Consider the following 20988-nt stretch of genomic DNA (forward strand, 5'->3'; position numbering starts at 1 on the left):
GTGTGACATCTCCACATCGCCGCAGGTCAGGACTTTGACATTGCGTCACCGCACTGATGGAGCGTCATCATTACTGCTCGGTAAGGTCCTTCACCAGCTTCTCGAACCGCAGGTCGGGGCGGCGCGGGACGCCGAAACGCTCGTCGCCGTAGGGGAACGGCGAGTAGACGCCGGTGCGGTGGAAGCCCCGGCGCTCGTACCAGGCGATCAGGTCGGCACGCTGCTCGATCACCGTCATCTCCAGCTCGACGGCACCCCACTCCCGCGCGACGAACCGCGCGGCCTCCTCCAGCACGGCCCGCCCGACGCCGCCGCCCTGCCGGCCGGGGCTCACCGAGAACATGCCGAAGTAGGCGGTCGGGCCCCGGTGTTCGAGCTGGCAGCAGGCGACCAGCTCGCCGGCCCGCTCGACGAGCAGCACCACGCCGTCGGGGTGGGTGACGGCTGCGGTGACGCCCTCGGCATCGGTGCGCTGGCCGTCCAGCAGATCGGCCTCGGTGGTCCAGCCCGCCCGGCTGGCGTCGCCGCGGTAGGCGGACTCGACGAGGGCGAGCAGCGCGGGCACGTCGGCCACGGTCGCGGTACGGAAGTCGAGGCTGTCCGCCTCGGGCCGGGCGGTGTCCGGGGTGGTCGCGGGCACGGTGGTCCTCTTCTCATCGGTAGGGCGGCGGCCGTTCGGGTGCCGACTCAGGCATCGTGCCACAACGGCACCGCACCCCCTGGCGGCCGAGGCCACCGCCGCGCCCCGGCCCCGACGGAGGCGCCCCCGCCTCACCCGGGCCCACCGCGCGGCACGGCGCGCAGGGCGGCCCGGGCCGCGTTGGCACCGCACATGCCGTGCACCCCGGCGCCCGGCGGGGTCGCCGCCGAGCAGAGGTAGACGCCCGGTATGCCCGTGTCGTACGGGTGCGGCGCGGTTCTCGGACGCAGCACCGTCCGGACCGGGCCGTTGGCGCCGGTGCAGATGTCCCCGCCGACGTAGTTGGGGTTGCGGCGCTCCAGCTCACCGGGGCCGGTGGCGACGGAAGCGAGGATCCGGTGCCGGAAACCCGGTGCGAACCGCTCGATCCCGGCGACGAGCAGGCCCTCGACGTCACCGGGGTAGCCGTGCGGCACGTGCGCGTAGGCATGGACGGGGTGGACGTCGCCCGCCGAGCGGCCGGGGTCGGCGAGGTACTGCTGGGCCACCACCAGGAACGGGCGCTGCGGCATCCTCCCCCGGGCCACCTCCCCCTCGGCGAACGCCACCTCCTCCAGCGTGCCGCCCACGTGGACGGTGCCGGCCCGGCGGCAGTCCGCGTTGCGCCACGGGATGCCGCCCGCCACCGCGAAGTCCACCTTGAAGGCCGCCGGCCCGTGCCGGTATCGCAGGTACGCGCGCCGGACGGGGCGCGGCAGGGCGGGCCCGCAGATCGCCGCGGCCGCGCGGGGGGCCACGTCGAGCAGGACGACCGGGCACGGGCGCAGCTCGGCCAGCGAGGTCACCCGCACCCCGGTCTCGATCCGGCCGCCCAGCTCGCGCAGCCGCCCGGCCAGGGCTGCCGTGATCGCGCCCGAGCCGCCCTCGGCGACCGGCCAGCCGCGGTGGTGCGCGGCGGCGATCAGCAGCAGTCCGGCCGCGGAGGTCAGCGGCCGGTCCAGTGGCTGGAAGCTGTGCGCCGCGGCCCCGGCGAACAGGGCGCGGGCCCGTTCGGTGTGCCAGCGGCGGGCGAGGACGGTCGCCGGCAGGAGGGCCCGGCTGCCGAACCGGGCGAGCCGCACCGGGTGGGCGGGTACCCGGACGATCGGGCGCAGGGTGTCCTCGGCCAGCTCGTCGAAGCCTTCCGACAGGTCTCCGAACAGGCGCAGCCAGGCCGCGCCGTCCGGCCCCAGGGCGCGGGCGGTGGCGTGTACGGACCGTCCGGCGGTGACGGCGTCGCCGCCGTCCAGCGGGTGGGCCAGGTCGACCTCCGGCAGCCGCCAGCGCAGGCCGTGGCGGGCGAGGTCGGCGGAGCGCAGGAACGGCGAGGCGATCCCGAAGGGGTGCACGGCGGAGCAGTGGTCGTGCAGCACCCCGGGGAGGGTGGCCTCACCGCTCCGGGCGCCGCCGCCGATCTCCGCCGCCGCCTCCAGGACGGTGACGGCGAGGCCGCGTTCGGCCAGGGTGACGGCGGCGGCGAGGCTGTTGGGGCCGGAGCCGACCACGATCGCGTCGCTCATCACCGGGCCTCCCGTCGAGGTGCCGCCGCGCCCTCCGGGTCACGGGACGGCGGTTCGCGAACCCACGGTGCCAGCCTGGCGGACGGCCCGGTCCGGCGCACCCGCTGGCGTAACCGCCGGGCCGGGCCCGACGGTGCCACGGCCACCCGGGGGCCGCCCCCACGAGGTGGCCGGACCTCTGGCCACCCTGGCGGGTACATGGCTACTCTGCTCTCCGTCCGGGTCAACTCCCGGGCACCAGAGGCCTCATGGGCCCTCACCGGACCATGACCGGATCAGAGGAGTGTTCATGCTCAGCACGTCCCGCTCCGCAGGCCCCACCGGTACCGCCGCACCCTCGAAATCCCGCCGTCTACCCCTCCTGGGCGCACTCGCCGCGGCCGTCGCACTGGTCACCGGCGTGACCGCGCCGGCCTATGCGGCCGAGCCCGCGCCCGCCCCGAGCACCGGCGGGCAGGCGAACCGCCACCTGCCCGCCCTCCACCCCGAGCTCGACTTCGCCGGCTCCACCGTGGCCGCCCACGAAGGAAGAGCGAGCACCGCGGGCGTCGCCGCCCTCGCCGCCACCCAGACCCCCGGGCTGGACGTCTCCAGCTACCAGGGCAACGTCAACTGGGCTTCGGTGAAGGCGAACGGCGCCCGCTTCGGCTACGTCAAGGCCACCGAGGGCACCACCTACACCAATCCGTACTTCACCCAGCAGTACAACGGCTCCTACAACGCCGGCCTGATCCGCGGCGCCTACCACTTCGCCCTGCCGGACCGTTCCTCCGGCTCCGCCCAGGCCACCTGGTTCGTCAACCACGGCGGTGGCTGGTCCCGCGACGGCAGGACCCTGCCGCCCGCCCTCGACATCGAGTACAACCCCTACGGCGCCACCTGCTACGGCCTCGGCCAGAGCGCCATGGTCAGCTGGATCCGCTCCTTCAGCGACACCGTCCACGCCCGCACCGGCCGCTACCCGACGATCTACACCACCACCAACTGGTGGTCCCAGTGCACCGGAAACAACGGCGGCTTCGGCACCACCAACCCGCTCTGGCTCGCCCGCTACGGCTCCACCGTCGGCACCCTCCCGAACGGCTGGGGCTACCAGACCTTCTGGCAGTACGCCGACTCCGGCACGTTCCCCGGCGACCAGAACCTCTTCAACGGCGCCTACGACCGCCTCCAGGCCCTCGCCAACGGCTGACCCACCACTCCCCACCGCGGGCTCCCGCCACTTCACCGCGGCGGGAGCCCGCTGCCCCGGCGGGCGACGGTCGGGGATTCTCTCCGCCCGCGGGGCTATCCCTGGCACGCGATCTCCGACTCGGAGTCGATCCGCTCGCCGACTGCATCGCCGATATCCCTGGTCACGGCCGAGCCAGGGATATCGGCCCCTGGCCACTGCAAAGAGCACCGCCGCGCCCTCGACCACCAGCTCGCCGCGGGCCGACGGCCGCGCACCACGGAGACCACCCTGTCGGGCGTCGGGACGAGCAAGTTCGAGCAAGTTCATGGCACGGGTGGCGACCTGTACGGAAAGATCGTCCGAGGCAATCGGCTCCGACCTGCCAGGAGGCCCACCATGGCTTTGCACAAGCTCGGACAAGACCCCGACAGTCCCGAAGGCAAGTCCCCGACGGTCTACTTCGACGACGCGACGGGCAACTACGTCCTACAAGGCTGGAAGGTCCTCGACCCGGAACGTCTCGCTCTGATGGACATCCCCGGGCACGAGACCGTGATCGAATTCCCCAGGCGGATGATGCAGTTCTTCCCGGAGGTGAACGGTGGCAGCAGTTCCATCGCTTGAGGACCTGCTTCGGACCTGTACCCGCTCAGCTCTCCATCTGGAGATGCGCGACGGATACATGCGGGACGACCCCCTGTTCCTCCGCTGGCTCAGCGGCCGACGCGACGACCCCACCGACCGGCCGTCGTGGTGGAGCCCCTGGTTGCAGCTCATGGAGGAGACCACGAGCCGCGGCGTCGATGTGCTGCGTGCGCGGGTCGTCTCGGAGCCGGTGAGCGAGTACATCCGGTTCGAGCACGAGATCACGTTCCGGAACGTCGGCTCCGGCGAGCAGGTCCGGTGGCTTCCCCGTCGACAGACAACCGACCTGGCGCTTCCGGGCAACGACTTCTGGCTGATCGACGGACAGCTTCTCGTGGTTCACCACTTCAGCGGTGATGGTGACTTCGTGGACGACGAAGTCACAGCTGATCCGCAGGCCGTGAGGCTCTGCGCCTCCGCCTTCGAAGCCGTCTGGGAACGGGCGGTCCCGCACGAGGACTTCCGGTTGCGCTGACCGTGTCCGCGTCGTCCAGTATTCAGCAAGCCAAGCACGCCCTCGGCCAGCGTCTGCGCGACATCCGGAGAGACTCCGGACTCAGCGCGCGGGCGCTGGCCATAGCTGCGGGATGGCATGAATCGAAGTGTTCCAAGATCCAGAGCGGCCGGGTGACGCCGACCGAGTCCGACCTACGTGCCTGGACCGCCATCTGCGGCGTCCCGGATCAGGCCGCAGACCTCATCGCGACGACCCGGAACATCGAGGGAATGTACGTCGAATGGCGGCGCCTAGAGCGCGCCGGCCTCAAACGTACACAGGAGTCAGTGCGCCCTTTGTTCGAGCGCACACAGAGATTCCGGATGTACCAGTCATGGGTCGTCCCCGGACTGCTCCAGACGGCGGCCTACACGCACGCGGTGCTGAGCACGATCGTCTCACTGCGCGGTACTCCCGACGATGTCGACGCCGCTGTCACCGTGCGAATGGAGCGCCAGAAGGTGCTGCACACGGGAGATCACCGGTTCGCCGTTCTGATCGAGGAGTGGGTGCTGCGAACCGTCATCGGCACTCCGGACATCTTGGTCGGCCAACTCGGCCACCTCATCACCGTCGGCTCACTCCCGTCGGTCAGCCTTGGAGTGATTCCCCTCGGTTCGACCAGAAACGCCGGCTGGCCAGTCGAGTCCTTCACTGTCTACGACGACACCCAGGTGAACGTCGAACTCGTCTCCGCCCACCTCACCATCACCCAGCCGGCCGAGATTTCGGAGTACGGCCAGGCATTCTCCGATTTGGCCAGAATCGCTGTCTACGGTGCCGATGCAAGATCGCTCATTGCTGGAGCCATCAACGCGCTCGGGTGAATGCGAGCAAACTCAGGCAAGTTCGTCGACCGCACACCGCGCTTCTCCCTACCGTCTCTCAGTGTCACCAGACGTCCTGAGACGGAGGGAGCGCCGCCATGGCAATCAGTCCGGGGAGTCCTCGGGTCGCCCGCGCCCGCAACCCCCGGCGCCATGCCGCGCCCGACAAGCGGACTCCGCACCCATCGCCTCAGGCCGCTTCCAGCCGAGTCTCGCGCCCTCGGGCGCCCACTCGCTCCCGGCCCGCCGGAAAGGGTCTTCTGCCGGGCCGGGGCCGCACCACCCCGCACAGCTGTCCGCCCACCCCCGGGCGAGCGGAGGCCAACCCGATTGGAGAGGCACATGAGTATCGCCACCAAGCTTGGTGATCCGGAGGTCACCAACCTCACCCATCGTTCGGACCAGAGCGTCCCCGACGGCGACTTCGTCCCGCAGACGGTCGTCAACACCCTGACCCGCCGCCTGGACCACTCGGTCCCGGACGGCGACTTCGCCCCGGTCGCCACCGAGGTCTGACCTCAGCCTCCAACCGATTCAGGTTGGTTGACGACAAAGGCGGGTCGGCGAGAGGTGCTCTGCCCTCCCGGCCCGCCGATCCCAGCCGCACACACCCGATCAAGGAGAGTCCGCAGTGAAGCCCGCCATCACTGACCGTGTTCCTATCGGCTCCTTCTTCGACCTCGACCGCAAGGACCCGAACCTGATCCGGCTCCGTGAGCAGGGTGCGGAGATGGCGCTCCCGTTCGTACTGATGGAGTGTCTGGTCAAGTCGGGCACCCCCTACGCGGAGCACGCCCTCTCCCTACGCAGCGAACACGTAACCGTGGCCGGGACGTCGTTCGACTGGTACGACGCCGCACTCCCCGACGAGATCGCCAACGAGATCAACTTGGCGGACTACCAGATCGCCGAGCACACCGACGAGCGCCGCACGATGCTCACCCAGGCTCTGGACCACCTCTCCCTGGCCCACCCCGAGGACTTCGACCGCGTACGCGAGTTCGTCCGGGGCCTGCTGTGGGTGGTTCGTAAGCCCGGGGTCCGCGGCTCCTCGCTCACCAGCTCCAGCGATCCCGCGCTCCCGTACGTCATCGTGTTCTCCGACAAGGCGTCCCACCACATCCCTCCGAACACCGTCAGCGATCGGTCCTCTTACCTCTACCTGGCCGAGAACCTGCTGCACGAGGGCACCCACCAGTCGGTCAGCTTCCACATCCTCCAGCACCAGGTCTTCGCCACGGGGTACTCCTCCCAGACCTCCCCCAAGATCGAGATCAGATGGCGGGCCGGTCAGGGCGAGGACCGCAACCGGTACTGGGAGATCGACCGGGCCTTCCATGCGACCTGCGTCTACAACCAGCTGCTCCGGTTCCGCCAGGCCGAACTGCGCCGCGACGACCTCATGCCCGCCGAGCGCGCGACCTTCCAGAGCGCGTACAACGAGGGGCTGACAGCCGTGCGCTACCTCATGCGCGAACTCGAACTCCTCACCGAGCACTTCACCCCACACGGAATCGAACTACTGGCTGACCTTCGCCACCGCACCCACCACCTGTAGAGCCACGCTGAACGCAGCTGAGCGACGGACGGAGGTCACGTGCTGGATCACCTCATCACCCACGACGACAACCTGCGGATGGTACCCACCGACCGGAACGAGCTGACTGCGGCAGTCGGCCACCTCCAGGAGGAACTGCGGGCCCTGCCCGAAGGGAGCGACACGGCCCGTGCCCGGGTCCTGACCCGGTGGATCGGCATCGCTCAGCTGTGCCTGGGCCACCACGACGAGGCCCGGACATCCCTCCGGCAGTCGCTCGAACTCGCCGTGATAATCGGCAACAGCAGGGCCGTCGTCGCAACCGGGCTCAATCTCGGCGATGCGCACCGCTATGCCGGAGACGTCCGAGGCGCGGACGCGCTGTACCGCAGCGCCCTGAGTACCGCCCGCTACCATCACCCGGAACTGATGGATTTCGCGCTCCAGCACACCGGCAAGCACCTGATGGAGTGCGGCGACCCCGCAGGCGCGCGGGCCCACCTTCAAGAAGCGCTGCGGCTCCGGATCGCCAAGGGAGACGCCGAGCTCGTCAAGTCCACACAGGCTGCACTCGAAAGAGTGGAACTGCTGATCAGCCAAGCCGGCGCATCGGCGACCGGCCACGCCGTCCCCGGCCAATGGAGCCGCCAGTGGACCGCCTGGCTGCAGTCCCGCATCACGACCCGGACGCCGTCCCGGTGGGCACAGGATTTCCCGACAGTCCGGTACGCCGTGGCCGGGCTCACCGCGCACCAGCGTGTACACCCCTGCCATCTGCGCGACCAGTCGTTCCCCTCCGCGCTGCTCACCGCGATGGCGGAAGAGGCCGAGAAGGCCGTCGCCGCCGACGGCTACCTCCACAACGGGAAGTGGAACGCCGCCACCCTCGACGCCGTGAGCCTTTTCGTCGGGCAGGTGGATCTCGCCAACGTCGTGTCGCGCTCCAGCGGTCTGGCAGTCGAACCCCCACACACCGCCGTGTACATCGCCTACGCGGAGGGACAGCGACTCGACTTCCATCTGGACGAGTTCGGCTTCGGCGAGGCCAACCTGATTCTGTGCCTCAAGCACGAGCGGCCCACTGAGCTGCCCCGGGCCAGCACCACCGTGTTCCTCACCGCCGACAGCTACCTCGAATGCGACCTCGCCGCAGGTGACTGCGTCGTGTTCGACGGCGCGCTCACACCGCACGGCCGTACCCCCCTCAGCGCCGGGGAGAGCGTCACCCTCGTCTGCTTCGGCTTCCGCGCGCGCGAGCAGGCTTCGCGCACGGTCACGCACCTGCCGCCGGTCCCCTCCTGACGGGCGGCACTCGGCCGCCCCGAAAGCGCCCCCGCACCACGATGCGCCCCCCTGTGCGGCCACGCCGGCAACTGATGGTGGCCGACGCCGGCACACCGACCGACGAGCACCGCGGCTGCCCGGTGGACGGCCGTGCCGACCACATGTCCCGGGTCCAGGGTCGCGTCAGACTTCCCGCCCCGAGCCGCAGGCCATGCTCTCGGGGCTGTCCGAGTCGCCGGTCTCGCGGGGCCGCACCCAGAACTTCTCATCGTGATCAGCTTGACCCCGGCGCCACGCCTGCCGCGTCTTACACCAGCATTCGATGACCTCGGTCAGATGATCGAGCAGGCTCTTGACGGTCGAGGCACCGATCTCTCTGTGGGCCAGGGCGGCGGCTCCACCCTGCCCCCACCCCTCCCGGGCGGTTTCCTCTGATTTCTCCCCCACCCCGCATGAACCCGGCGAGGCGGGGCAGTCGGGGTGGCGAGCGCCGCCGGGGCATTCCCGGCGCAGCACACCGTGCGGAAGGGAGAGAGTCGTGAGCAACGACGTCAACATCTGGGAGTTCCGCTCCACCTCCGGCTACGTCACCGGGTCCGACCTCGTCGACTTCCGGGTGGAGGCCGTGGACGGCCACATCGGCAAGATCGACAAGCTGTCCGAGCAGGCCGACGCCCGGTACCTGGTGGTCGACACCGGGCCGTGGATCTTCGGCAAGCACGTCCTGCTGCCCGCCGGCACCGTGGTCCAGGTCGATTTCGAGGAGCGCAAGGCGTACGTCGACCGGACGAAGGACGAGATCAAGAACGGGCCGGAGTTCGACCGGGACCGACACGACCACGACGACACCGACTACCAGGAGAAGTACGCCGGGTACTACGGTCCCTTCTACGGCGGACCGGCGATCTGACCCGCCCACCCGTACCCGCGGGTTGACCCGGCCGCGAAGCCCGGCCGGCACGGACGAGCCCGGGCGGCCGCCCCCGACACCAGGGGGCGGCCGCCCGGCTGTACAAGGGGAGGCAGGAATGGCGGAGATCCTCGGGGCGGACGGGCACACCGTGGACCTGACGGGCTACCGGGTCGAGGGGCCCGACGGGAAGATCGGCCGGGTGGACCGGCACTCGGACTACGTCGACGAGCGGCACCTGGTCGTCGACACCGGCTTCTGGGTGTTCGGCCGGGAGGTGATGGTCCCGATGAGCGCGGTCACCGCCGTCGACGAGGACCGCCACACCGTGCTGCTCTCCCTCTCGCACGCCGAGATCGACCGCCTCTACCGCACCGAGACCTCCGGCTGACCAAGGCCGGCGGGCCCGGGGCCCAGGGCGGGCGGCGGCGCTCCCCCGAACAGGGGCGGCCCGAGCGGGGGATCTCCGGGTGGCACGGCGGCGCAGCAGGGGGGCGGACCACCGGGCGTGCTCTGCTGGCGGCAGGACCGCGAGGTCCGTCCCCGCCGCACTCCCGAACCTTCGAGGAGAACCCCATGCCCCGCCGCCTCGCCGGACTGCTCGGCACGGCCACGGCCGCCTCCGCCGCCCTCGCCCTGCTGGCCGCCACCCCGGCCGTCGCCGTGGCGCCGCCGCTCACCGCGCCCCGGATCATCGCCCACTTCGACCTGGCCCAGGGCCTCCAGCCGGAGAACATCGCCCTCGAACCGGACGGCTCCGCCGACCTCACCTTCTCCTTCGCCCGCGCGATCGGCCGCGTCGACCCCGACGGGAACCTCACCCTCCTCGCCACCCTGCCCGCCCCCGCGGACCCGAACACCCCGGTGCTCGGCGCCGCCGTCGTCAGCGGTATCGCCCGCGCCCACGACGGCACCCTCTACTTCGGGTACGCGACCGGCACCGCCGATCTGACCGGGATCTGGCGGCTCTGCCCCGGCGGCGCACCCGAGCGGATCTCCGCCTTCCCGGCGGACAGCCTCCCCAACGGCCTCGCCCTCGACGAGCGCGCGGGCCTCCTCTACTCGGCCGACTCGGCGCTCGGCGTGATCCGCACCGTCTCCGTGGCAGGCGGCGACCCGACGGTCTGGTCCGACGACGCGCGGCTCAGGCCCACCGCGGCCTTCGGCGCCAACGGCCTCAAGCTCCACCACCACGCCGTCTGGGTCGGCAACACCGACACCGGCACCCTTCTGCGCATCCCGCTCGGCCGGAACGGGACCGCGGGCCCGGCCGAGGTCCGCGCGACCGGTCTCCCCGGGCTGGACGACTTCGACTTCGCGGGGCACGGCGACGACGTGATCGCGGCCCTCAACAGCGGCAGTGAGGCCGCCTACATCGCGGCGGACGGGACTCATCACACCGTCCTCAACGGTGCGGACGGCCTCTCCAACCCCACCTCGGTGGCCGTCCGCGGGGACACCGTCTACGTCCCGAGCGCGGCGTACTTCACCCGGACCGACCCGAACCTGCTGCTCGCCACGGTGGAACGGTAGCGGTCGGCCGGCGGCCCGGACAGGCCCGGGCACGCCCCTAACGGACCCCGCACAGCACCGCCGGAAGACGGCTCAGCCGGGAGACGGCTCACCCGGAAGTAGCTCGCGCGGGGGATGCCGATCGTCTCCGGGGAGGACGCCTCCTCGCGCCGGCCGCGCCACGGTGGAGCCATGACGATCAAGCACTGCGGGCCCGGCCCGACCCGGCCGGACCTGCGTGGGACGCCCCTACCGACCCCGAGCGGGAGGCCGGCCCCGGGCCGGCGGCCCACCCCGGACGGGTGGCCCGGGGCGGTCGCCGCGGCATGGGGGCTGCTGTTCGCGGTACCCAGCTTCGTCTGGGCTGCGGGCAGCACCCTCGGTGCCCGGTCGACGGTGTCGCCGTCGCTGCTGAAGCTGGCCGAAGACCGGGCCACCTGGTTCGTGGCCGTCCTGTGGGTGACCGGATTCCTGAAGCTCTTCGGGGCACTGCTGGGCGTCGGCCTGACCCGCCGGCGCGGCGGGCGGACCAGCCGCCCCCTGGTGCTCTGCGGCGGCGGAGCGGCGGTGCTGCTCCTCTGGCACGGCGCTCTGTTCGTGGCCCACGGCGTGCTGGTGGAGGCCGGGGCGCTCGCCCCCGCACCCGACCTGGTCGGGCTGACCCGCTGGTACCTCTACCTGTGGGGGCCGTGGTTCGTCGGCGGAGGCCTGGCCTTCGCCGCCGCCACCACCCGGTACGTCCGCCGCCACGAGGACCGGCGCGGGCTGCGGCGCTACGGCGCCGCGGGGGCGCTGGGCGCGTTGCTCCTGTCGTTGGCGTCGACCGTCACCGGGATCGGATGACGACCGTCGCGCGGCCACCGGCCACGCGACGGTCCACGACGGCTCGGCGGGGGCGAGCCCCCGCCGAGCCGGTCACAGCAGGCGCTTGATGTCGCCGCGCGCCCGGTAGAACCCGCCGTTGCCCGACTCCAGCACCTCCGCCACCACGTAGCGGGCCCCTGGCACCCGGATGTCCTTGGGGAACTGCACCCGGCGGTTCCGGTCGAACCCGGCCGACACCACCCGCACCCGCACCCGGGTGCCCTCCTGGACGCACTCCACCTCGATGCCCCCGGCCGCACCGGCCGAGCCGGCCACCACCACCTCCAGCTCGGCGCCCGCCACCGCCGCCTGCCACCCGCTGCCGTCCACCTCGGCGGCCTGCGGCACCTGGCCGCCCTCGGCCGCCCGGACCGCCTGCTCGCTCGCGTCCAGGCAGGCCAGCGAGCCGTCGGTGGTCACGATGTAGAGCCGGCCGTCGCGGTACTGCATGCTGTAGGCCGAACCGCAGCCCGTGCCGAGCTTCCACAGGCGGGTGCCGTCCGCGGCGAAGCAGTAGACCGAGGAGTGGTTGTCCCCGGCGAAGACGTACCGGCCGTCGGGCGAGGACGCGCAGGAGAACACCGCGGCGTCGCAGCGGTAGCGGGCGGCCTCGGAGCCGTCCGTCTTGCGCAGCCGGTGCACCCAGCCGTGCGAGGTGCCGGCGAACACCTCGTCGCGCTCCTGCCAGCCGAACAGCACCTCGCCCTCGGTCGGCGTGTGCCAGACCGGGTCGCCGCTGCGGGCCGCGTAGCGGGCGACGCCGCGCGAGTGACCGTGGAAGACGCCGTCGTCGTCGCAGCGCACCATCCAGCCGTCGGTGCCGGTGGCCTTGCGGCGCCACTGGAACTCGTCCTCGTGGTCGACGGTGGTGATGCCGCCGCGCGCGTCGGCCACGCCGAGCACCCCGTCGTGGATGTCCAGCCAGTAGATGTCCACGTCCTCGGCGATCTCGTACGCCACCCGCGGCACCTTGCCGCCCAGGTCGTACACCTTGCCGTCGTCGCACCCGGCGTAGATCCACCAGTCGTCGGCCACGATGCACTTGACCCCGTCCGGCAGCCCGTACCGGCCGGTGACCCGCCCGTCGTGGGTGAGGGTGTAGACGTCGCCGCGCTCGTTGCCGACCCAGGCGTGCTCCTCCCCGACGAAGATCCCGAACGCCGCGGCGCCCGAGCTGAAGCGCCACAGGACCGGCGCCTGACGGGCCGTCGACCCGCTGCTGACGATCGCCCGGCGGGTGACCGCCCGTCGCTGCCGCACCCCGCGCACCGCCGGGGCGTAGCCCTTGCGGACCTTCTCCCCCAGCTTCTTCGCCGCGGCGGCGGCCGCCTTCTCCACCGTCGGGTAGGAGGTGGTCTTCTCCTGGCCGCTCTCACCGATCCGCCCGTACCTGACCGTCACGACCAAGCCGGCGACCCGGACCTCGTAGAACTTGTGCGCGCTGCCCGCGTCCTCGGACAGCTCCAGATAGGTGACCTGCTCGTCGGCGGCGACTGGCATGGCAAGGGCCCCTTTCGGGCGACGTCGGAAGCGTCGTCGCACGGGCCGTACCCGCCGACACCGCACAAGCTAGCCATTGCCACCGACAACGCGACGGGCACCCCCGCCCACGGCCCCGCGGCCGGGCTCCACGGGCGGCGGCCGTACCGACGGACGGCCGCCGCCCGGGTCGTCCGGCGGCTCAGCCCAGCCGGGCGGCCAGCCGGCGCAGGGCCGAGGAGAGGGCGGACGGCCGGGTCGACGAGCGGGCCGACGGCCGGCGCCGCGCCCGGTCGGTGTCGCACGCGGTCGGACCGCCGCCGAACTCCTGCGCAGCGGGGGGCAGTTGCTCGGCCGACGAGGCGGATGGAGCGGACGGAGCGGACGGAGCGGTCGCTGTCGGCGTGGCGGGCAGAGCGGGCGTGGCGGGCAGGGCAGGCGTGGTGGTGCGGCAGGCCTCGGCGCGCACCAGCGCGCCCATGGCGGTGTAGACGTCGAAGGGCATGGTGGATCTCCTGCGGTGTGAACCCGACGGTGGACACGGCGGGACCGCGCGGGGGCCCAGGACCCCCGAGCACGGCCCCGGGGCCGGTCAGCAGCGCAGGACGGTCCCTCGCCCGGCCCCGTCGGGGCGGGCGGGATCGGTGCCGGGGCGGCCCGCCGCGCGACCGGGCGGGGCGCCGGCCACGAGGCCGGCCACCGTCCGTGGCGCCGCGGGCAGCAGGCCCGGCAGCGGAGCCCGGGTGTGGTGGCCCGCCCGGTGGGTGGAGGCGGTGCCCGAGGTGCTCCCGTGGTCGCGCCGGCGTTCGCCGGGCTCGGGGCAGGTGTCCGGGTCGAGCGGCACGGCGGGCGCGGCGGGCGTCTCCTGGGCCGTCACACAGCGGTCCAGGGCGAGGCGGTGGAGGGAGTCGACGGTCCCGGCCCCGGTCAGCAGGGCGAGGACGGCGGCCAGCAGGACCGCGAGCACGCAGCGGGTCGCGACGTCACCGTGCCGAACCGTACGCCCCATCCGCGCCCTTCCGAACGACCCCCGTCGTCCAGCTAACCGCCGCCTCCGCCCGACACCCGCCCGCCCCACCCGATGGAGTGAAGGACTTCACTCACCCGGCGGATCCGGAAGGCGGGCAGGGCGCGACCCGGCGGCGGACGGACCGGTCGGCGGCGGACGAACCGGCCCGGGAGCGCCCGGAGGCGCCGGACCGCGCGTGCCTACCCGATCCGCACCACGGCGGCCCACTCCGGCGGGGCCTCCGGTTCGTAGTCCGGGTCCTCCTCGTCCAGGTGCGAGTCGGTCCGCGCCCGGGGGAACAGCCCGACCACCGTCCGGCACGGCGGCCGCGACTCCGGCCAGGGCGTCTGCCCGTCCGTCAGCACCACGACGACGTCCGGCCGGGACGGGCCCCGCAGCGCCCGGGCGAAACCCGTCCGCAGGTCGGTGCCGCCACCGCCCACCAGCGGGATCCCCTCGGCCCGGCAGAGCGGGTGCGCGACCCGGGCCGCCGCGTCGCACGGGAGCACGGTGACGAGGTCGCGGCGGCCGCCCACGGCCCGGGCGATCGCGGCCACTTCGAGCAGCGCGCTGCCCAGTTCGGCGTCGCTGACCGAGCCGGAGGTGTCGATCACCACGGCGACCCGGGGCGGTCTGCGCCGCAGGCTCGGCAGCACGACGCCGGGCAGCCCGGCCGAGCGCCGCGACGGCCGGCCGTAGGTGTAGTCCTCGCCCGCGCCCGAGCCGGCCGCCGCCGTGCGGACCGCCGCACCCAGCAACTCCCGCCACCGCTGCGGCGGATGGAAGGCCTCCTCGGCCCACCGCTGCCACGCCTGCGGCGCGCTGCCCGGCCGGGCGGTGATGCCCTGCGCCACCCGGAACCGCACCGCGTCCCGCTCCTGGGCGCTCAGCCCGTGCGCGCCGTCCGGCCCGAACTCCCACTCCCGCCCCAGTCCGTCGGCGCCGCTACCGCAGTCCAGCCAGATCAGGCTCTCGGTCAGCGGCCCGAGGCTGAACCGGCGCAGGTAGTCCTCCATCAGACCCCCGTCGGGGAGCCCGAGGGAGGTCGGGCGGACGGCGCCCTCGGGCTCGACCAGCCCGTCGCCGAAGGCATCGTCGTTGATCTCGCAGTCGGCCGCGATGTTCATCCGCAGCCGCTCCCCCGGGCCGGTCAGCCCGCGCTCCTCGGCGACCCGGTCGCTGCGCCCGTGGTGGTCCCGCAGCAGGTGCGAGACCTCGTGCACCCAGACCGCGGCCAGTTCCTCCACCGGCGTGCGGTCCACGAAGACCGGTGAGACGTAGCACCGCCAGTGCCGGTCCACCGCCATCGTCGGCACGCGCCGCGACTCCACGGTGTGCAGCGCGAACAGGGCCGTCGCCAGGTAGGGCCGGACCTTCGCCGCGTGCAGCCGGGCGGCGAACAGCTTGTCGAGGTCCAGCCCCCGAGGCCCGGCCGGCACCGCCACCCGGCCCGCACTCATCGAACTCCCCGGACTCATCCGGCTGATCGGGCTCCCCTGACTCCCTTGACTTCCCTGGCTCCCCTGGCTCATCGGCCCGCCTTGGCGGCGACCCGGGCCACCGACCGGTCGGCCCGGTTCGACAGCGAGACCACCCCGGCCAGCCGCTCGATCGCGGCCGGGACGTCCCAGTCCGGCCGGCGCAGCGAGGCGAGCGTGGTCGCCGGGACGACCACCAGGTCCGGGGCGCCGGTCTCGGTCGCCCGGACGAGCAGCGTCCACGCCGCGTCCCAGCGGTCCTTCTCCGGCCGCTTGCGGACGGCGGCCACCACCCCGTCGAGCACGGCCTGGCGGAGGTCCCCGCGCTCGGGCAGTTCGGCGCCGGCCGGATCGGCCAGCAGCTCCTCCGGGTCCGGGAGGTCCATCCGGTCCAGGCTCGCCAGCAGCTCCAGCCCGGGTCCGTCCCCCACCGTGCCCCGGACCAGCAGGGAGAGGACGTCCCGGGAGGAGCCGGCCGCGGTGGCGAAGGCAACCAGGCAGAGCGCCGTCTCCCAGCTCCGGGGCGACGGCCAGGCGCCGCCCCGGCGGGTCTCGTTGGCGGGCAGCCGGTGGACGAGCGCGGGGCGGGCGGCGAGCAGGCCGCAGACGGCGCGCCGGGCGAAGGCCACCGACTCCGCCAGCCGCCGCGGGTCGAGCCGCGGCAGGGTGGCCCGAGGCCACGTCCCGCCGAGGCCGCGGACCACCACGTCGTGGTCGTGCACCCACTGGAGGTGGACGAAGCGGTTGGCCAGCGGCGGGCTCAGCTCCCAGCCGTCGGCCGCCGAGGCGCGCGGGTTGGCGGCGGCCACGATGCGGACCTCGGGCGGCAGTTGCAGCGAGCCGATCCGCCGCTCCAGGACGAGCCGGAGCAGGGCCGCCTGGACGGCCGGCGGCGCGGTGGACAGCTCGTCGAGGAAGAGCAGCCCCCGGCCGGCCCGGACCAGGCGCACGGCCCAGTCCGGCGGGGCCATCGGGACGCCCTGCTGCGCCGGATCGGAGCCGAGGACGGGCAGGCCGGAGAAGTCGGACGGCTCGTGCACGCTGGCGATCACGGTGGTCAGCGGCAGGTCCAGGGTCTCGGCCAGCTGGGTCAGGGCGGCAGTCTTGCCGATGCCCGGCTCGCCCCACAGCAGGACGGGGCGGTCGGCGGCCACCGCCAGGGTGAGCGCCTCCAGTTGGTCGTCGGGGCGCGGTTCGGTACCGGTCTCGCGCAGCAGGGTGAGCAGTGCGTCGGCGACGTCGAGCTGGGAGGCCCGGTCCGGGCCGGCGAGGGTGGCGGCCGCCGAGAACGGGACGGTCGGGGAGTCCGACAGGGACGTGGACGTGGACATGGGCATGTTCGATCACCTCGGAGTCTGGGGGGAGTACGTGAATGTGGGGGAAGGGCGGCCGGCGAGGCCCGGGATCAGCGGGCGGTCGCCCCGAGGGTGCGGGAGCGGCGGTCGCGCGGGCGGCGGCGGTCCGGGCTCGGGCTGTGCTCGACCAGGCCGGCCCGGAACAGCCCGTAGCTGATCCGTCGCCGCGCGGCCGACTCCAGCTCGTCCCGCAGCGCGCCGCCGCGCAGCAGGGCGTCGGGGCCGAGCAGCCCCTCGACGACCGCCAGCGCACCGGCGGTGTCGCCGTGGTCGAGCCGCTCGCGGACACCGTGGAGGCCGGCGGGGCGCCGGTGCGCCTCGTCGATGGCCTGCAGGCAGGGCAGCGGTGTGCCGGTCAGCGCGACCAGCAGCTCCTCCCGGCGGATCTCCGCCGGGTCGTGGTCCAGCGCCGTCAGCACGCCGTCGACCAGGCCGATCCGGTGCCGGGCCCCGCGGCAGTCCACCGGGCGCGGCTGCCCGGGCCGGTCCTGGAGCGGGGCCGGTCCGGCCGGCGCGTGGCCGGGCGCGAGCGCCGCGGCGACCAGCGGGTGCAGCCGGTCGGCCCCGATCGCACCGGTGCGGAGCAGATCGAGGTCGGGGAGCACCCAGGTCGCCGCGTCGGGCAGCACCGGCAGGACCGGGCCGGCGCCGCCGACGGGCGCGGCGACGATCCGCCGGGCGGGCGGCCCCGGGCCGTCCCGGTCCGCGACCGGCTCCAGGAGCAGCCGCCGCGCTCCCAGGCGGACGTCCACCGGCCCGGCGGCGCGCCCCTCGGCGGCGAGCAGGATGTCGGCCTCGGCGGCCCAGCGGTCGACGGCGCAGCGGAGCCCCGGTGCGTCCGGCAGGGGCGGCGGCTCGCCCAGCGGGCCGGGCTCCCGGTCCGGCCGGGAGCGGCCGTCGGCGCCGGACCGGTGGCGCAGTTCGCCGCTGCGGTGGGCGTCCCACAGGTGGCGGTGCAGGTCGAGGCGGAACCGCCGGTCGGGGCGGGGGTGGGGGTAGCGGGAGGCACCGGCCGCGCGGTGGGAGCCGTCCCAGAGGGCGAGGCTGATCCGCTGGCCGGCGTCCGCCCAGGCGGGCGGCGTCCGGGCGACGAGCCGCACCGGGGGCCCGTCGGCGGGCCGGTGGGCGTCGTAGCGGGCCAGGGCGACCGTCAGGCCCGGGCGCAGCAGACCGTCCGGGGCGATCCTCGGCAGATGCCAGCGGAGCAGGTCGGGGGCCAGTCGGCGCAGGTCGGCGCGGAGTTCGGCGGCGAGGGCCCGGCCGTGGGTGCGCGTGACGGTGCGCAGGTCGAGGTCGACGTCGATGTTCGCGGCGGCGCAGGCTCCGGCCCAGTCGCCGGCCTGCCGGCGGGCCGTCGCGGTCTCGATCATGGACGGCGGCACGGCGAACTCGCGCACGCGCAGCCAGAGGGAAAGGCGGGAAGGCCTGTTCGCGGTCGAGGTGAGCATCAGCACTCACCTTGCGCGGACGGGGCCCCCAATCCGAATGCGGAAGGAGTAGTCATCGCGGGGAGCGTAGCGCTGGTGCCGTCTGGCTGTCAGCCGCTTTTCCGCAGGCTTGCCCCGACGGACCGGGCGCGCCCCGACAGACCGGGTGCCCCGACGGCCGGGCGCGACCCGACGGACCGGGCGTGCCCCGGACCAACCGGTCCGGGGCACGCCGTCGGCTCGGCTACGGCACCTTGGCGTCGGGCAGCCGGACGCCCTTCACCAGGCAGTCGCGGAACTCGTACCAGGGCGCGGGGCCCGTCCAGCGCAGGAAGCCGGCGGCCCCGGTGCCCTCCGACTTGTTGGCGAACCGGCTGCCGTCGTACAGCAGCTTGCCGGCGGTGGTCGCGGTGCCGGAGGTCACCTGGTGCGACCCGAGCAGGGCGCAGTCCTGGTAGCGGATCACCGGCCCGCGCGAGGGGTTGACGGCGTCGAAGCGGTACACGTGGGGGACGACGGTGTCGTCCACCCAGGACTCGAACGAGCGGGCCGTGTCGTCGCAGGACACGAACGTGATGCTGCCCTTGTACCAGGAGGAGTCGATCACCTTGTGGCCCGGGCCGCGGATCTCGAAGCGGATGCCCTGGGCGTACAGGCGCATCACCGAGTCGGCGCGCGGCGAGTTGGCGCCCAGCTTGAAGAAGGTGCCGGTCGACTTGGCGTCGACCAGGATGTACGACCCACCGATGAAGTTCATCGAGCCGCCGCGCTCGTTGCGCACGAAGACGCCGGACTGGAACTCCACCTTGCAGTCACGGAAGGAGAAGTTGAGGAACTGGTCCTGCTGCTGCTCGGTCGGTGTCCCGCCCATCACCAGGAAGGCGTCCGCGTAGCTGCCGCTGATCTGGCAGTGGTCCCAGCCCATCTCGCTGTTGAGGTTGGAGTTGGCGGTGGGGCCGTCGAGGACGATGCCGGCCTTCCAGGTGCCGCGCCAGTCGACGTCGGTGTACCAGGTGTCCTGCACGCCGAAGGTCTTGGAGGAGTACGAGTAGTTGAACGTCGCGGTGGCGTCCTGGCTCTCGAAGGTCAGGCCGCTGATCCGGATGTTCCGGTAGCGGTCCATGTTCCGCCAGAACACGGTGTCGCGGACCGTCGGCGCGTACACGATGCGGGAGAGGCGCTTGCCGAACCCCGTGATCGAGATGCCGTCGATGACGCTCTGCTTGGCGCGGTCGGTGTTCTGGGTAGCCGGCAGCAGGCTGTCGGGCTGGGTGAGCAGGTAGGTGCCCGGCGGGATCAGCAGGACCTTCCTCGGGGTGACGCCGGTCTCCGGCGCACCGGCGAGGACCTCGGCCACGGCCTCCCGGAAGGCGGTGTCGCTGGGCGTGGCCCCGGTCGGGTCGGCGCCCTTGGCGACCACGTCGACCACGTACCCGCCCGCACCGGCCGCCACCGCGGCGGGCGCGGCGAGGGCGCTCTGGCCGCCGAGCGCCAGGCTCCCGGCCACGGCGCCCGCGCCGGTCAGCCCGGCGAGCAGGGCGCGCCGGCCCGGACGGCGCCCCGGGCCGCCCTCGCCCTCGGGCCCGGAGGCCCCGGACCGCGTGCCGTGCGTGGAATGTGTGGACATCGCCAACCCCCGTCGATCAGACCTGTCGGGGCCACGACCCGTGAGTGGATCATGACCGAACACCGTGATCATCTGGCATGTCCCGGCCCCGGCACAAGACTCCGGAACGCCCGGATCGGGCCGCCCGGCCCGCCCTGGCCGTCCGGGCCCCGGACGCGGGCCACCCGGGCGGGCGCACCGGACGGCGGGCCCGGGGGCGCGTCGGTAGCTTGGGCGGGACAGCCGCGGCACGGAGCAGCTGGGCCGCGCAGCAGCGCAAGACCGGGCAGGTTCAGATGGTCAGTGGCGAACTCGATCTCACCGGGCTCCGGCGGGTGTACGGGCGCCCGGGGAGCAGGCTCTTCTACACGCTCGTCTGTCGCAACGCCCGGCACTGGGGGTGGACCGAACCGGGCCAGTCGAAGTGGCGGTGCTGGCAGGCGCAGCGCCGGCTGGAGGGCGTCCTCGGCCGGAAGCTGTCGCTGCCCGCCGGGTCACGGGTGCTGGACGCCGGCTGCGGCGCCGGGGTGGTGGCGCGGCAGATGGCCTCCCGGTTCGGCCTGCGGGTCACCGGCGTCGACGTGCTGGACTTCCACGTCCGCGAGGCCCGCCGGCTCAGCGCCCGCGCGGCGCTGGAGGAGCGGACGAGCTTCTCCTGGGGCGACTACCACGACCTGGAGTTCCCGGACGGCTCCTTCGACGGCGTCTACTCGATGGAAACCCTGGTGCACGCCTACGACCCCGAGCGGGCGCTGGCGGAGTTCCACCGGGTGCTGCGGCCGGGCGGGCGCCTGGTGCTGCTCGGCCCGGTGGGCGCGCCGCCGGAGGAGATCAGCCCCGAGGGGCACGCGGTGCTGGACCCGTTCATGGACGCGATGGTCTTCCCCGGGGCCAAGCGGTACGACTCCCGCAGCCTGAGCGTGCTGCTCGCCCGGGCGGGCTTCCGGGTCGAGGAGGCCCTGGACGCCACCGCCCGCTACCGGCCGACCTCCGACGCGCTCTACGCCTACTTCCGGCTGCCGTACGCCCTGCTGCGGCTGTTCGGGCCGGCCGAGAAGTGGCTCAACCTGCGGTCGGTGGTGGAGATGTACCAGGTGCGGGAGTACGTCTCGTGGTTCGTGCACACCGCCGTGAAGCCTTAGCCCCGCGCACCCGACCCGCGCCCCGACCGCGCGCCGCGTACCCG

Annotated in this window: 21 protein-coding genes; 12 read left to right on the forward strand and 9 right to left on the reverse strand. The window is 73.4% G+C overall.

The annotated features are described in order from the left end of the window. Nucleotides 1-70: 70 nt before the first annotated feature. Nucleotides 71-640 (reverse strand): GNAT family N-acetyltransferase, encoded by a 570-nt coding sequence (locus ABZ495_RS21635; protein WP_352293031.1) that lies wholly within the window; start codon nucleotides 638-640, stop codon nucleotides 71-73. Nucleotides 641-771: 131 nt separating this feature from the next. Then, on the reverse strand, nucleotides 772-2199 hold the full coding sequence (locus ABZ495_RS21640; RefSeq protein ID WP_359837495.1) for an NAD(P)/FAD-dependent oxidoreductase: 1428 nt from the start codon (nucleotides 2197-2199) through the stop codon (nucleotides 772-774). A 289-nt stretch (nucleotides 2200-2488) separates the two neighbouring features. On the opposite strand from ABZ495_RS21640, the gene ABZ495_RS21645 reads away from it, so the two are divergent. From ABZ495_RS21645 to ABZ495_RS21695, 11 genes are all read left to right on the forward strand, one after another. Beyond that, entirely contained in the window at nucleotides 2489-3391 is a 903-nt protein-coding gene (locus ABZ495_RS21645) for a lysozyme (RefSeq protein WP_359837498.1), read from the forward strand. 378 nt (nucleotides 3392-3769) lie between these two features. Next, nucleotides 3770-3997, forward strand: coding sequence for a hypothetical protein (locus ABZ495_RS21650; protein WP_359837500.1), 228 nt, complete (start codon nucleotides 3770-3772; stop codon nucleotides 3995-3997). Nucleotides 3998-4040: 43 nt separating this feature from the next. After that, the gene (locus tag ABZ495_RS21655; protein WP_359837502.1) at nucleotides 4041-4493 is read left to right on the forward strand and encodes a DUF6879 family protein; all 453 of its coding nucleotides are present in this window, start codon (nucleotides 4041-4043) and stop codon (nucleotides 4491-4493) included. Next, a complete protein-coding gene (locus tag ABZ495_RS21660) occupies nucleotides 4490-5341 on the forward strand; it encodes a helix-turn-helix transcriptional regulator (protein ID WP_359837593.1) in 852 nt (283 codons plus the stop codon). The genes ABZ495_RS21655 and ABZ495_RS21660 overlap by 4 nt, the downstream gene beginning before the upstream one ends. A gap of 342 nt (nucleotides 5342-5683) precedes the next feature. Next, nucleotides 5684-5857, forward strand: coding sequence for a hypothetical protein (locus ABZ495_RS21665; RefSeq protein WP_359837504.1), 174 nt, complete (start codon nucleotides 5684-5686; stop codon nucleotides 5855-5857). Between the two features lie 115 nt (nucleotides 5858-5972). Then, the gene (locus tag ABZ495_RS21670; RefSeq protein ID WP_359837506.1) at nucleotides 5973-6899 is read left to right on the forward strand and encodes a hypothetical protein; all 927 of its coding nucleotides are present in this window, start codon (nucleotides 5973-5975) and stop codon (nucleotides 6897-6899) included. A 39-nt stretch (nucleotides 6900-6938) separates the two neighbouring features. Next, a complete protein-coding gene (locus ABZ495_RS21675; protein ID WP_359837508.1) occupies nucleotides 6939-8180 on the forward strand; it encodes a hypothetical protein in 1242 nt (413 codons plus the stop codon). Nucleotides 8181-8700: 520 nt separating this feature from the next. Further along, nucleotides 8701-9072: a PRC-barrel domain-containing protein gene (locus ABZ495_RS21680; protein WP_329486032.1), complete on the forward strand. Its 372-nt coding sequence runs from the start codon at nucleotides 8701-8703 to the stop codon at nucleotides 9070-9072. Nucleotides 9073-9190: 118 nt separating this feature from the next. Further along, nucleotides 9191-9463 carry a hypothetical protein gene (locus ABZ495_RS21685; RefSeq protein ID WP_329486033.1) on the forward strand — a complete coding sequence of 91 codons (273 nt, stop codon included), beginning with the start codon at nucleotides 9191-9193 and terminating at the stop codon, nucleotides 9461-9463. A 185-nt stretch (nucleotides 9464-9648) separates the two neighbouring features. Next, the gene (locus tag ABZ495_RS21690) at nucleotides 9649-10605 is read left to right on the forward strand and encodes a hypothetical protein (RefSeq protein ID WP_359837510.1); all 957 of its coding nucleotides are present in this window, start codon (nucleotides 9649-9651) and stop codon (nucleotides 10603-10605) included. Nucleotides 10606-10776: 171 nt separating this feature from the next. After that, nucleotides 10777-11427: a DUF3995 domain-containing protein gene (locus ABZ495_RS21695; protein ID WP_359837512.1), complete on the forward strand. Its 651-nt coding sequence runs from the start codon at nucleotides 10777-10779 to the stop codon at nucleotides 11425-11427. Between the two features lie 72 nt (nucleotides 11428-11499). Here the strand turns inward: ABZ495_RS21695 and ABZ495_RS21700 are convergent, their stop codons facing one another. The 7 genes from ABZ495_RS21700 to ABZ495_RS21730 all read right to left on the reverse strand — a co-directional run bounded on the left by ABZ495_RS21700 (nucleotide 11500) and on the right by ABZ495_RS21730 (nucleotide 19823). Next, the gene (locus ABZ495_RS21700) at nucleotides 11500-12948 is read right to left on the reverse strand and encodes a WGR domain-containing protein (RefSeq protein WP_359837514.1); all 1449 of its coding nucleotides are present in this window, start codon (nucleotides 12946-12948) and stop codon (nucleotides 11500-11502) included. A 181-nt stretch (nucleotides 12949-13129) separates the two neighbouring features. Beyond that, complete coding sequence (locus ABZ495_RS21705; protein ID WP_359837516.1) at nucleotides 13130-13432, reverse strand: hypothetical protein; 303 nt, start codon at nucleotides 13430-13432, stop codon at nucleotides 13130-13132. 87 nt (nucleotides 13433-13519) lie between these two features. Continuing rightward, nucleotides 13520-13936 (reverse strand): hypothetical protein, encoded by a 417-nt coding sequence (locus ABZ495_RS21710; RefSeq protein ID WP_359837518.1) that lies wholly within the window; start codon nucleotides 13934-13936, stop codon nucleotides 13520-13522. 200 nt (nucleotides 13937-14136) lie between these two features. Beyond that, nucleotides 14137-15396, reverse strand: a complete 1260-nt coding sequence (locus ABZ495_RS21715; RefSeq protein WP_359837520.1) for a VWA-like domain-containing protein — start codon at nucleotides 15394-15396, stop codon at nucleotides 14137-14139. A gap of 68 nt (nucleotides 15397-15464) precedes the next feature. Continuing rightward, nucleotides 15465-16745 (reverse strand): MoxR family ATPase, encoded by a 1281-nt coding sequence (locus ABZ495_RS21720; RefSeq protein WP_359837522.1) that lies wholly within the window; start codon nucleotides 16743-16745, stop codon nucleotides 15465-15467. Between the two features lie 74 nt (nucleotides 16746-16819). Continuing rightward, nucleotides 16820-18217, reverse strand: a complete 1398-nt coding sequence (locus ABZ495_RS21725; RefSeq protein ID WP_359837524.1) for a hypothetical protein — start codon at nucleotides 18215-18217, stop codon at nucleotides 16820-16822. A gap of 223 nt (nucleotides 18218-18440) precedes the next feature. Then, a complete protein-coding gene (locus ABZ495_RS21730) occupies nucleotides 18441-19823 on the reverse strand; it encodes a hypothetical protein (RefSeq protein ID WP_359837526.1) in 1383 nt (460 codons plus the stop codon). A 209-nt stretch (nucleotides 19824-20032) separates the two neighbouring features. Here ABZ495_RS21730 and ABZ495_RS21735 point away from each other — a divergent pair, with 209 nt between their 5' ends. Next, nucleotides 20033-20944, forward strand: a complete 912-nt coding sequence (locus ABZ495_RS21735; protein WP_359807942.1) for a methyltransferase domain-containing protein — start codon at nucleotides 20033-20035, stop codon at nucleotides 20942-20944. The last annotated feature ends 44 nt before the right edge of the window (nucleotides 20945-20988 follow it).

Origin of the sequence: Kitasatospora sp. NPDC005748 (assembly GCF_040630735.1) — a bacterium.
Classification (GTDB): Bacteria; Actinomycetota; Actinomycetes; order Streptomycetales; family Streptomycetaceae; genus Kitasatospora.